The sequence below is a fragment of the Thalassobacter sp. genome (assembly GCF_982993085.1).
On record NZ_CEZFMW010000021.1, the window covers coordinates 1 to 12,360 of the forward strand.

General features: G+C 57.4%; 12 protein-coding genes. 1 reads left to right on the forward strand and 11 read right to left on the reverse strand.

The window, feature by feature from the left end; all coding sequences use genetic code 11:
• Positions 1 to 36: 36 nt before the first annotated feature.
• Genes AC4GMC_RS05260 through hisD form a run of 4 tightly spaced genes read right to left on the reverse strand, consistent with a single transcriptional unit; the run spans position 37 to position 3,628 of the window.
• The gene (locus AC4GMC_RS05260) at positions 37 to 534 is read right to left on the reverse strand and encodes a decarboxylase (protein ID WP_038002918.1); all 498 of its coding nucleotides are present in this window, start codon (positions 532 to 534) and stop codon (positions 37 to 39) included.
• Between the two features lie 27 nt (positions 535 to 561).
• Entirely contained in the window at positions 562 to 1,566 is a 1,005-nt protein-coding gene (locus AC4GMC_RS05265) for a zinc-dependent alcohol dehydrogenase (RefSeq protein ID WP_487875768.1), read from the reverse strand.
• Positions 1,563 to 2,318 carry an SDR family NAD(P)-dependent oxidoreductase gene (locus tag AC4GMC_RS05270; protein ID WP_487875767.1) on the reverse strand — a complete coding sequence of 252 codons (756 nt, stop codon included), beginning with the start codon at positions 2,316 to 2,318 and terminating at the stop codon, positions 1,563 to 1,565. The genes AC4GMC_RS05265 and AC4GMC_RS05270 overlap by 4 nt, the downstream gene beginning before the upstream one ends.
• 2 nt (positions 2,319 to 2,320) lie before the next feature.
• On the reverse strand, positions 2,321 to 3,628 hold the full coding sequence (gene hisD, locus AC4GMC_RS05275) for a histidinol dehydrogenase (protein WP_487875766.1): 1,308 nt from the start codon (positions 3,626 to 3,628) through the stop codon (positions 2,321 to 2,323).
• Positions 3,629 to 3,771: 143 nt separating this feature from the next.
• Between hisD and AC4GMC_RS05280 the strand changes: the two genes are divergently transcribed.
• On the forward strand, positions 3,772 to 4,803 hold the full coding sequence (locus tag AC4GMC_RS05280; protein WP_487875765.1) for a LacI family DNA-binding transcriptional regulator: 1,032 nt from the start codon (positions 3,772 to 3,774) through the stop codon (positions 4,801 to 4,803).
• Between the two features lie 6 nt (positions 4,804 to 4,809).
• Here the strand turns inward: AC4GMC_RS05280 and phoB are convergent, their stop codons facing one another.
• The 7 genes from phoB to AC4GMC_RS05315 form a co-directional block, all read right to left on the reverse strand.
• A complete protein-coding gene (gene phoB, locus AC4GMC_RS05285) occupies positions 4,810 to 5,499 on the reverse strand; it encodes a phosphate regulon transcriptional regulator PhoB (protein WP_487875764.1) in 690 nt (229 codons plus the stop codon).
• A 15-nt stretch (positions 5,500 to 5,514) separates the two neighbouring features.
• Positions 5,515 to 6,228, reverse strand: a complete 714-nt coding sequence (phoU, locus tag AC4GMC_RS05290; protein ID WP_487875763.1) for a phosphate signaling complex protein PhoU — start codon at positions 6,226 to 6,228, stop codon at positions 5,515 to 5,517.
• 26 nt (positions 6,229 to 6,254) lie between these two features.
• Positions 6,255 to 7,052 carry a phosphate ABC transporter ATP-binding protein PstB gene (gene pstB / locus AC4GMC_RS05295; RefSeq protein ID WP_038002936.1) on the reverse strand — a complete coding sequence of 266 codons (798 nt, stop codon included), beginning with the start codon at positions 7,050 to 7,052 and terminating at the stop codon, positions 6,255 to 6,257.
• 12 nt (positions 7,053 to 7,064) lie between these two features.
• Positions 7,065 to 8,393 carry a phosphate ABC transporter permease PstA gene (gene pstA, locus AC4GMC_RS05300; protein WP_487875762.1) on the reverse strand — a complete coding sequence of 443 codons (1,329 nt, stop codon included), beginning with the start codon at positions 8,391 to 8,393 and terminating at the stop codon, positions 7,065 to 7,067.
• Positions 8,390 to 9,859: a phosphate ABC transporter permease subunit PstC gene (gene pstC, locus AC4GMC_RS05305; RefSeq protein WP_487875761.1), complete on the reverse strand. Its 1,470-nt coding sequence runs from the start codon at positions 9,857 to 9,859 to the stop codon at positions 8,390 to 8,392. The genes pstA and pstC overlap by 4 nt, the downstream gene beginning before the upstream one ends.
• Positions 9,860 to 9,961: 102 nt before the next feature.
• Positions 9,962 to 10,987 carry a substrate-binding domain-containing protein gene (locus AC4GMC_RS05310; protein ID WP_487875760.1) on the reverse strand — a complete coding sequence of 342 codons (1,026 nt, stop codon included), beginning with the start codon at positions 10,985 to 10,987 and terminating at the stop codon, positions 9,962 to 9,964.
• Between the two features lie 182 nt (positions 10,988 to 11,169).
• The gene (locus AC4GMC_RS05315; protein WP_487875759.1) at positions 11,170 to 12,240 is read right to left on the reverse strand and encodes an ATP-binding protein; all 1,071 of its coding nucleotides are present in this window, start codon (positions 12,238 to 12,240) and stop codon (positions 11,170 to 11,172) included.
• Positions 12,241 to 12,360: the final 120 nt, after the last annotated feature.

The following is a 12,360-nucleotide window of genomic DNA, read 5'->3' on the forward strand; positions in this document are numbered from 1 at the left end:
GGTGCGATTTCGCGCAGAATTTCAGAGCGGATCATATCAGTAACCTCCCCAGAACGTCGCATCAGTCAGGATCGCGACGGGTTTGTTGCACATGAAGGTGTATTTCAGGATCGCATCGAACTCTTCGACGTCGGATTCCTTGTGGAAATGGTATGTCGGGATGTTCAACTGGGCCAGCAAGGCTTTGGTATGAACGGCCATTTCTGCTTGGCAGGCCACGGGCTCTTTCAGCTCTCCCCGGTACGAAATCAGCATCGGCAAAGGCATCCGGTAGAACTGTGTAAGCGTCACGAGCGTGTTGATTGTCACGCCGATTGCGGTGTTCTGCATGATGATCGCAGGGCGTTTGCCGCCCATAAATGCGCCTGCGCACAGGCCCATGCCTTCGTCTTCTTTGTTCGACGGGATGTGATAAATCTCGGGGCGCGCTTCGCACTCTTCGATAACACCGCCGAGCTGTTTGCACGGAACAGTCGTGATAAAGGACACATCGTTTGCGACGAAATCGTCAACGATTTTCTTGCTTATTGACAAGGGCTTATACTCCTTGAGGGTGATGGCTCAAACCGAGCCGGATGTAGGGTTAAGGATAATTTTCGCAGCAGAGGTCGCGCCCGCGCGGATATCAGTGAAAGCACTTGCACCCTGTGAAAGCGGACGCATATCGATCCAATCCAACCGTCCCATGCGGCCATCAAAGATCGCCTGCGCTGTGGCATTGAAATCTTCAGTTGTATAGGTGTAGATGCCCAGAAACCGGATCCCGAGAAGCGTCATGCGGCGGATATCAAGACCGCCTTCGTCTTCTCCCAGCCCGATGTGGACGATCGCGCCGCCGCGGGCCGCGCACCGGCTGGCTGTGACGCGGGTGGCAGCGTAACCAACGGCGTCAACAACGATATCAGCGGTGCCTTCATCAGGTGTTTCTTCGACGCTTAGTATGGTGATGCCATCAAGACTGTTCAGCCGATCGCGTCGGATTGGGTTCGGTTCCAGAATTGATACGTTTTCAACGCCTTGCGCCTTGAGAGATAGCGCCGCTCCAACGCCAATTGCTCCGCCGCCCAAAACCAAAGCAGACAGTTCCGCAACTGGCTGGGTAAACCCATGCAATGCTTGACGCGCGCCTTGCCAACCACACGCCAGCGGCTCAGCAAGGGCTGCGTGCTCAAAGGGAACGTGATCAGGCACGGTGACCAGATTATGTGCTGGGATCGCAACGTAATCCGCAAAAGCGCCTTCGCGCGGTGTCATGGATATGATCTGTCGATGGGCGCAAAGGTTCGTATGCCCTCGCGTGCAGTCAAGGCAATCACCACATGCCATCAATGGGTTAATCGTGACGCGCTCGCCGTCGCGTGCGCCGCCAGTAATGGTCCCTGCCGCTTCGTGACCAAGGATCAGGGGTGCAGGACGCCGCGCGTCATGACCAAGAAACGCATGCATGTCTGATCCGCAAATCCCGGAAGCTTGAATTTTGACCAAAACCTCGCCCTCACCCGGGATCGGGTCAGGCACATCCATGTATGAAAGCGCTTCCACGCCTGTGTAAACCAAAGCCTTCATTTCGCCGTGAACCCCCCATCCACATAAAGCACCTGCCCCGTGACATACGCACTCGCGTCGGAACAGAAAAAGAGCAGCGGACCGTCTAGATCAGCAGGCTCACCGTTTCGGCCGATGCATGTCTGATCCGCAAGCTTTTGTGAAAGCCCCTCGTCCTCGAAAACAGGTCCAGTCAGTTCGGTACGGAAAAAACCAGGGGCAAGTGCGTTTGCAGTGATCCCGTAGCCCGACCATGCCTCCGCCATTGCGCGTGTGACCTGTGCTATCCCGCCCTTGGACGCGCCGTAGCTGATACCATTTGGCATCGCACGCTCAGACTGCAACGAGGCAAAATTCACGATCCGGCCCCATCCGTTTTTCTTCATTCCGGGCATCAGGCCCTGCGCCAAAAAGAACGGCGCATTTAGGTTCAATTCCAGCGTACGATCCCAGTCTTCGTGACTGATGGTGTCCGCAGGCATTCGTGTGTTTATGCCTGCAGCGTTGATTAGGATATCTATGTCACCAAAGGGCTTGCGTACCGCAGATAATGTATCGCTTAAACTAGAGCGATCTCCGAGATCAGCCGTCACGCAGGCAGTTCTGCCACCGACATCGGCCTGCCACTCCTTCAACGCATCACCGCGCCGTGCGACACCTACGACCTTGCATCCAGCAAAGGCCAACGCCGTCGCGGCAGACCGTCCCAAGCCACTGCTGGCCCCCGTTACACAAGCCACCTTTCCGGCGATGTTCCAAAGGCCAGGTGCCATGATTATTCAGCCGCCGTCAGGTTGAAGTTCTCACCGGGAAAGAACTTGGCCAGACGTGCATCCGCAGCGCGGGCGTGGCCTTCCATACCTTCCAGCCGTGAAATACGCGCTGTTGCTTCGGCCACTGGCTTGCACCCGTCTCGTGTGGCGCGCTGCCATGTTACGATTTTCATGAACTTGTGAACCGACAAGCCGCCGGTGTACTTCGCAGCACGTGAGGTTGGCAAAACGTGGTTGGTGCCAGACGCTTTGTCGCCGAATGATACGGTCGTTTCTTCGCCCAAAAACAGTGAGCCATAGCAGCTGAGCGTGTCGAGCCACCAATCAAGATCGTCGGCCATCACCGTCAAGTGCTCGGGCGCGTATTCGTCGGACGTTGCCGCCATTTCTGCGCGGTCTGCGCAGATGATGACCTCGGCATAGTCGCGCCATGCGGCCTCCGCGTTGGCACGGTTCAATTCAGGCAGGTCCTCGATTAGTTTCGGGACCATCGTCATGACTGTTTCCGCCAAATCGCGGTCGTCCGTGACCAACCAAACGGGTGAGTTGTAGCCATGCTCGGCTTGGCTCACGAGGTCAGTCGCGACAAGGAATGCGTCTGCGGTTTTATCAGCGAGGATTAGGCTGTCGGTCGGGCCGGCCACCATATCGATGCCAACACGACCAAACAAAATGCGTTTGGCTTCGGCCACGAACTGGTTGCCGGGCCCCACGAGAATGTCAGCCTCAGGCAAGCCGAAGAGACCGTAAGTCATTGCAGCTACACCCTGAACGCCACCCATCGATAGGATTTTGTCCGCTCCACACAGGTGGGCCGCGTAGACGATTGCGGGGTGCACGCCCTCCCCCGCCTTGGGCGGGGAGCAGACGGTGATGTGCTTGCAACCAGCGACTTTGGCGGTTGTCACGGTCATGATTGCGCTGGCGACATGGCTATAGCGCCCGCCGGGCACGTAACAGCCAGCGGCCTGCACCGGGATCACTTTTTGACCTGCGACCAACCCTGGAACCACCTCAAGTGTGACGTCGGTCATTGTGGTTTTTTGTGCTTCGGCAAAGTTGCGCACATTGTTGTGTGCAAATGCGATGTCATCTTTCAGCTGCTGGGGAACCTTTGCGGCAGCTGCTGCAATGTCCTCCTCCGTGAGCATGACGGGACCGTCCCATTGATCAAACTTGGCGGCATAGCGCAAAGCCGCCTCGTCGCCACCGGACTGAATGTCATCAAGGATACCCATCACCGTTGCGCGCACATCACTTGCATCGGTTTGAGCCGTTTTGGTTGCTTTTTTCAGGTATTCCCGCGTCATGAGCGCCTCGTTTTCTAAAGACCTAGAGATCGGAATGCGAATCGTAAGCTCCGCCTTGCACTCAATGTAAGCGCTTACATTGGATCTATGCAAGCGCTTACATTTGAACTATGTTAGGGCACGGAGAAAAACGGGAGCCCGTCATGAGCAACGCCAAAGCAACTCTCAAAGATGTAGCCGAGCGTGCGGGCGTCTCTTCTGCCACCATTTCAAGGGCTCTGAATGATCCGGACAAAGTGGCGGCTGATACCCGGGCCAAGATCAACGCAGCCATTCTAGATCTCGGCTATACACCGAATTTTGGCGCACGCGTGCTGGCGTCCAACAGGACTGGCACGGTTGGGGCCGTGATCCCGACCCTATCAAACGCGATCTTTGCGAGTGGTGTGCAAGCGTTTCAAGAAGTCCTTGATGAAAACGGCATCACCCTATTAATCGCCACCACAGATTTTGATCCGGAAAAAGAGCTTTATCAAGTGCGCCAACTTCTTGCGCATGGGGCCGCGGGCTTGTTGTTGGTTGGGGCGGATCGTCCTTGGACAACGCTGGATTTTATCGAAAAGCATGGGGTGCCCCATGTGTTGGGCTGGTGCGCCCATGCTGATAGCGATCAAACCTGTGTCGGCTTTGACAACGCAGCCGCCGCCTATGATGCGACCCAGCGTGTGTTGGTTCAGGGCCATCGGCGCATCGCGATGATCAGCGGGGAATGTGCCTCAAATGATCGCGCGCAAGCGCGTTTGGATGGCGTGCGCCGGGCAATTTCGGATCACGGGCGCGGTGCGGCGCTGCTGTCAGTGACAGAGGCGAAATACCTTTTGCAAATGGGTGCGGAGGCCTTTGTCAAAGCCTATTCGACCCGCCCACATCCCACAGCGATCATCTGCGGTAACGATGTTTTGGCCGCGGGTGCGATGATCCAAGCCCGTGAGATGGGCCTCGATATTCCCGGTGATATTTCGATTGTGGGGTTTGACGATATCGGGCTGGCCCGCGCAGTTCATCCGGGGCTGACGACGGTGCGTGTTCCACAAAGTGAAATGGGACGACAGGCGGCTGAGCAACTTTTGGCAAAGATTGCGGGGGAAACACCGCCGCCCAATCCAGAACTGCAAACCGAGTTCATCATGCGCGGCACGTTGGCGCCGCCCAAGCAAGACATTGGGTTGCGATAGACCGCCCTACCCCAGCGCGTATCCTGCGCCGCGCACCGTCCGAATGGGATCTTCGGTTTTTGTAGCGTTACGCAACGCTTTGCGCAGTCGACCCACATGAACATCCACGGTGCGGCTGTCGACATAGATGTCCCGCCCCCACACCCGGTCCAAGAGTTGATCGCGCGACCAAACCCGGCCGGGCCGTTCCATGAACGCAGACAAAAGCCGGAATTCGGTTGGCCCAAGGTCCACAGGCATCTCGGCGCGGTATACGCGATGTTCGCCCACGTCCATGCGAATGTCCTCGAACGAGAGTTCCTCGCCAAGGGCGGCGGGCCGTGTGCGGCGCAACTGGGTGCGAATACGCGCCATCAGTTCAACCACAGAGTAAGGCTTGACCATGTAATCGTCCGCCCCGGTTTCTAAGCCACGCACGCGGTCGACTTCCTCGGACCGGGCGGACAACATGATAACCGGAATGCGCGCTGTGGATGGCTTTGCCTTAAGCTGGCGACAGACCTCAATCCCCGAGACCTCGGGCAACATCCAGTCGAGCAAGATCAGGTCCGGCTCTTCTTCGCGCGCCAGGGTCAATGCCTCGTCCCCGGCTTCGGCCGTGAGCAATTGATACCCTTCGGCCTTCAAATTGTAGCTCAACACTTCGCGCTGAGAGGGTTCGTCCTCAACCACCAAGACCATTGGATCGCGTGACATGGCGGGGCCCCAAGCTTATGTGGTGGGCGCGTCGGGGGACACGCTCGACATTTTGCTACGTTCTTCGTCGGGGACATCACCCGTGACTAGATACACGACCTGTTCGGCGATGGACGTCACGTGGTCCCCCATACGCTCAACGTTTTTGGCCATGAAATGCAAATGCATACAAACGGTGATGTTGCGCGGATCTTCCATCATGTGGGTCAGATAGTTACGGAACAGCGCGTCGTACATTTGGTCCACATCATGGTCGCGCGCGCGCACATCAAGGGCCAGATCTGGGTCGCGTTGAATGTAGGCATCCAGCACATCCTTGAGCATCATTTCAACCGAACGGGCCATGCGGCGCAGCGCTTCGGATGAGCCATCGATCCGGTCGTGTTCCAGTACAACGCCGGTGCGGCGCGCGATGTTCTTGGAATAATCACCGATCCGCTCAAGGTTGGCGGCAATCCGAAACACTGACAAAACCGTGCGCAGGTCAGACGCTTGGGGCGCGCGTAGCGCGATGACACGCGCGGCCTCTGTGGAGACCTGCTCTTCTAGTGCGTCAATGGTTTTGTCGGCAGCGCGTACGGCCAATGCCAGCTCACTGTCGCGGTTCACCAATGCCGTAATCGACTGGTCGATGCTTTGCTCAACCAACCCGCCCATCTTCATGATCATCGCCTGAATGGCTTCGAGATCACGATCAAAAACGGATGCAATATGTTCTTGTTCAACCATCTAAAGTGCTTTCTTTGCCTTGGCAGTTAGCCGATGCGGCCTGTGATATAGCTTTCGGTGCGCGGGTCTTCTGGGTTGGTAAAAATCTTGGTGGTATCGTCAAATTCGACCAGATTGCCCAAGTGGAAAAACGCGGTTTTTTGGCTGACGCGCGCGGCCTGCTGCATCGAGTGAGTCACGATCACGACCGAAAACCGAGAGCGGAGATCGTCGATCAATTCTTCGACCTGAGCCGTCGCGATTGGGTCGAGTGCTGAGCATGGCTCATCCATCAACAACACCTCAGGCGAGGTCGCCACGGCACGTGCAATGCACAGCCGCTGCTGCTGGCCGCCGGACAATCCGGTGCCCGGCGCGGTCAGGCGATCTTTGACCTCATCCCACAAGGCGGCACGACGCAGGGATGTTTCGACAATTTCGTCCAACTCAGTTTTGGACCGAGCGAGCCCATGAATTTTTGGGCCATAAGCCACATTGTCATAGATCGATTTGGGGAATGGGTTGGGCTTTTGAAAGACCATCCCTACCTTGGCGCGCAACTGCACTGGATCGACTCGTTTGTCGTAGATATCTTCATCATCCAGAAGGATCTTGCCCTCAACCCGGCAGATATCAATCGTGTCGTTCATCCGGTTCAGGCAGCGCAGAAACGTCGATTTACCACAGCCAGATGGGCCGATGAACGCGGTGACCGTTTTGTCTTGGATATCGACCGTCACGTCCTTGATGGCGTGGTTGTCGCCATAAAAGACCTGCACGTCGCGCGCTGTAATCTTTAGCTGGTTGGTGTCCACAGCTCTCTCCGTCAATCGCATGTCATTCATATCCATACCCTCTTACCAGCGGCGTTCAAACCGGCGACGCAACAAAATGGCCGCGATGTTCATGATCAGGAGGAAAGCCAGCAGAACGATAATCGCGCCCGAGGCTCTTTCCACGAAGGCCGGATCGGACCGAGTGGTCCAGATATAGACCTGCACTGGCAGGGCCGTGGCCGGGTCCTCAAGACCCGCAGGTGGGGCTGAGGGGTAGTTTTGTACCAGTGCCACCATGCCGATCAGCAGCAAGGGGGCAGTTTCACCCAGCGCTTGTGCAAGGCCGATGATCGTGCCGGTCAGGATTCCGGGTGCGGCCAAGGGCAAGACGTGGTGGAACACGGTCTGCATTTTGGAGGCGCCAAGTCCAAGAGCCGCGTCCCGAATGGACGGTGGCACGGACTTGAGCGATGCACGTGTGGCGATAATGATCGTGGGCAGTGTCATCAGCGTCAGGACCAAGCCGCCGACCAACGGGGCCGACTGTGGCAGGCCTGCAAAGTTGATAAAGATCGCCAGACCCAAAATCCCGAACACGATGGATGGCACCGCCGCGAGGTTCGAGATGTTGACCTCAATCAGGTCGGTCCAGCGGTTCTTGGGTGCAAATTCCTCAAGATAGATCGACGTGGCGACCCCGATGGGCAGGGCCAAAGCCAGCACCACCATCATCATGTAGAGTGAGCCTAAGAAGGCCACGCCAAGGCCGGCAGCCTCTGGCCGCGTTGGAGAGCCGTCGGTGCGGGTCAGGAAGCCACGGTTAAAGCGGGTCTCCATGATGCCTGCATCCGCGAGTTGTTGCGACAGTTGCAACTGCTCAGGCGAGATACGGCTGTCGCGCTCTGCGATTTCCATGGTGACGCGGCCTTTGAAATAGCCATCGACGCGCCCGTTGGCGAGAAACCGAAACTCTTGGCGCAGTGGCCATGTTTGGTTGCTTAAGGCCGCAACCCGCAGATCTGCAGGCGCCTGCCCCGACAACAGGCCCATCGCGTCTTTGATCGCCACAACGTCGCTTAACTCAGCCGTGGCCAGCCGCTGTTCCAGCCCGCGCTGGATGAGCTTTTTGTATTTGCCGGTCTTGAGCATTGAAGCTTCGGCCGCCTCAAACTCCGCCTGCGTGATTGTAACCGGCAGGGTTACAAATGTCTGCCGGAACGAGCTGAGGCCTTGGCTAAGGACCGATGACACCAGAATGATCAGCATCGTCACGCCAACGCCAATCGCGGCTAGGCCGTAGGCTTTGAAGCGTTTTTCGGCAGCATTGCGGCGCTTGACCCGGTCGTCTTGCTTAAACAGCGACGAGGCAGGTGGCGTGGCGGGGGTGCTGTGGGCGGTTGCGTCGCTCATTCGTACTGCTCCCGGTATTTACGAACAATGTAGAGGGCCAGCACATTCAGACCCAATGTCATGACAAAAAGCGTGAGGCCAAGAGCAAAGGCCACAAGCGTTTCTGGGCTAGAGAAATCCGTATCGCCGGTGAGCTGGCTGACGATTTTTACGGTTACGGTGGTCATGGCCTCAAATGGGTTAAGGTCCAGTTTGGCCGCGGCCCCTGCCCCCAATACCACGATCATCGTTTCACCGATGGCGCGGGATGTGGCCAGTAGGATCGCCCCGACAATGCCGGGCAAGGCTGCGGGAATGACGACCTGACGGATCGTCTCGGAATGGGTGGCCCCAAGGCCGAAGGACCCGTCGCGCATGGCTTGGGGGACCGCGTTGATGATGTCATCAGACAGCGACGACACAAAGGGGATCAACATGATGCCCATGACCAAACCAGCGGTCATTACGGATGAAGAAGACGACCCGAGCCCCATAGGTTCTGCGATGAAGTCGCGCAGGAAGGGCCCGACGGTGATCAGGGCAAAGAGGCCGTAAACGATGGTCGGGATACCGGCCAGCACCTCGATCACGGGCTTGGCGAATGACCGCATTCGGGGGCTGGCATATTCCGACATATAGATCGCCGCGAATAGCCCAATGGGCACCGCCACCGACAGCGCGATGAACGAAATGTAGAGCGTGCCCCACAACAGCGGGATCAGACCAAATTCGGACAAGCCGCCGCGCCCCGAAAAGCTGGGGTCCCAGACTGTGCCAAAGAAGAACTCAACCCAGTTGTACTGGGTGAAGAAATTGCGCGTCTCGAACAGCATCGAAAACACGATGCCAACGGTGGTCAGGATCGCGATGGTGGACGCAAGGATCAAGAGGCCTTTGATCACGCTTTCAACGACATTGCGGGCGCGAAAATCCTTGTCTGTGCGGACGTAGGAAAATGTCAATCCCGCCGCCCCCAGCGCGAGGACAAGTACTGTCATCACGATGTTCATCGTGCTCGACAGTTCGCGGTATTGTTGGGCAGCGTTCAAAATGGGCGCGTCAACTTCGGACCCGAGGGCCACACCGACGCTGCCCAATCTCTCCCGCACATCGACGAATTCGGTTCTGATGTTGCGCGCCTCATCGGCGGTCATCGCGCCTTGGTCCACGGCGACGTCCAGGCCCTCGGCCACGCGGCGCACGTCGGACATGACCAATGAGCGGGTGGTGTCTTCGGAAATTGCGGCTGCGGGCAACAGGCCGCTAATCCGGTTTTCGATGTAGATTGGCTGAAGGATCAACCACAGCCCCAACAGGATCAACGATGGCACCGCCAAGAATAGCGCCGAGTTGTACCCGTAATAGCTGGGCAGCGAATGCAGGCTGCGCATATCGCCCCCTGCCGACGCCATTGCGCGGGACCGTCCGAGGAAAAACCCGATGATCGAAAACACAAGGATCAGGGTCAAAATCCAAATCACAGGCATGGTGCGGTCCTTATCGGCAGTACAAGTCACCGAAACCCCAAGTCCCGGCGTGATGAAGGGCGCAGAAGCTGCGCCCTTCGGTGTTGAGGTGTCTAGACGACCTTAGCTGCCTGCGCCAGCAACAGTAGCCTGTGTTTCGGCAAGGGCCGGGTCAGAGACAAGACCGTATTCGGCAAGTGGACCATCTGGGCCAGCAAGTTCGTCAGCAACGAAGAACGAAGCGAACTCTTTGAGGCCGGGGATCACGCCGATGTGGGCTTCTTTGATGTAGAAGTACAAGGGACGCGACACGGGGTATTCGCCGGTGGAAATCGACGCAGTGGAAGGCATCACCCCGTCCATTGTGGCGACTTTCAGCGTGTCTTGGTTGTTCTCATAGAACGCGAGGCCGAACACGCCGATCCCGTTGGGATTTGCCGACAATTGGGCCAGCGTCTCGGTGTAGTCGCCTGCGATGTCGACTGACAGACCGTCCGAACGTGTCGCGAGACACGCATCCTCAGCGTCGTCTTCGGACATGCCAGCGTCCATCATGGCTTGGAACGCGCCGGTGGCTTCACAGCCAGCCGCGATCACTTTTTCCTCAAACACTTCACGTGTGCCGTGGTTTGTGCCGGGGATAAAGCCGATGATTTCTGCGTCGGGCAGATCAGCGTTGAAATCGGACCATTTAGTGTGTGGGTTATCAACCAACTGACCGTCGACCAGCACCTTGGCGCCGAGCGCGTTGAACAGATCGGATGGCGAAAACGCATTGTAGGCAGGGCCTTCGATGCGCGAAGCAAAGACGATGCCGTCATAACCGATGCGGACTTCGACGATGTCGGTCACGCCGTTCTCGGCACAGGCGGCGACTTCTTTTTCGCGAATGGCGCGGGATGCGTTTGCGATGTCGATGGTGTTTTCGCCGACGCCTTCGCAGAAGCGGCGCAGACCAGCAGAGGAGCCGCCGGATTCTACAACGGGTGTTGGGAAGTCAAAGTTTTCGCCAAAGGCTTCGGCGACAATGGATGCATAAGGAAGCACGGTCGAGCTGCCGGCAACCTGGACCTGGTCACGGGCCGAGGCTGCGGTTGCGGAAACGGCGGCGATTGCCAGCGCGGAAACTGTGAGTTTCTTCAGAGACATGTTATCCCCCTGGATTGGGTCTCGAGTTTACATAGTCAAGAAAGCGTTAATGCCGCCTTGTGGGGACTGCCTAATGTCTCCGTGCTGCGCTTTTGTGACGGTCAGGTAACAGTTTTATGACAGTCGCAAAATCAATTTTACAAAAGTGAAAGGGCGAGCGGTTTTTTTGGCCACACTCTGGGCTAAGACGGGTCGTCTTGGTCACGTTCAACCGGGAATAATACGGTAAATTCAGAGCCTTTTCCGACTTCGCTCTCGATTTTGAGCCGCCCTCGGTGACGTTGCGCAATGTGTTTCACAATCGCCAGCCCAAGTCCCGTTCCGCCCTGCCCGCGCGATCTGTGTGTGTCGACGCGGTAGAATCGTTCGGCCAAGCGTGGCACGTGCAAAGGGTCGATCCCCGGGCCGTTATCACGCACACACATTTGCCACGCAGGCCCGCGCAATTGGCCATCATAGCTGATCTGGCTCAGCGAAACGTTCACCTGTCCGCCGCCGTATTTTATGGCGTTTTCCGTTAGGTTCATCACGATCTGGATCACTTGATCCGCGTCGGCGCGTACAATCGCCTCGGCGGGTAGGTCAGTGCGTATGACCGCGCCTGCATCCGAGGCGATTTCGCTCAGCGGCTCCAACGCGATGCGTACAAGCGACACAAGGTCTTCGCGTTGCTTTGGTCGCGTGCGTTCCCCGGCCTCAACCCGGCTCAGTGAAAGCAAATCCGATACGAGCCGGTTCATCCGCCGTGCCTCTCGCGACATGAGGCTCAGAAAATGGCTTTGGGCCTCGGGGTCGTTGCGCGCAGGGCCATTCAGCGTCTCAATGAAACCCAACAGCGCCGTGAGCGGTGTTTTTAGCTCATGGCTGACATTGGCCACAAACCCGCGACGAAAGCTGAGCGCTTGGGTTTGCTCTGATATATCTTCAAAGTGGAGCAATACCTGCCCTGCCCCGGCCAAGCCAGCCAAGGGACGAATGCGGACCCGGTACAGTGTATCGACCGCACCCTCAGTATGCGTAAACTCTGCCTCACCACTTTTGCTGTCAAAAAACGCGGCTTCAATCGGGCTTAGAACCTCGGGTTGGCGCAGAACGCTCACATACGATCGGCCAATCACCCAATCGCCAAGCAAAGCCCGTGCGGGCGGATTGGCCCGGGCCACGCGCCCGGCCTTGTCCAGCAAAACCACGGCCCCCGGTAGCGCCCCTGTTATTTCATCAATCAGATCCGGCCCCTGCCGTGCATCATCCATCTTTTGCCGCCGTTTCCCCGCACAGGCCAACGGGCCTTTCCAAAATGCGAATATTGTGTTAGCATTATGCTAATTGAACTCAAGAAGCTGTTCAGACCAGCTTCAACACATGAGGACAAG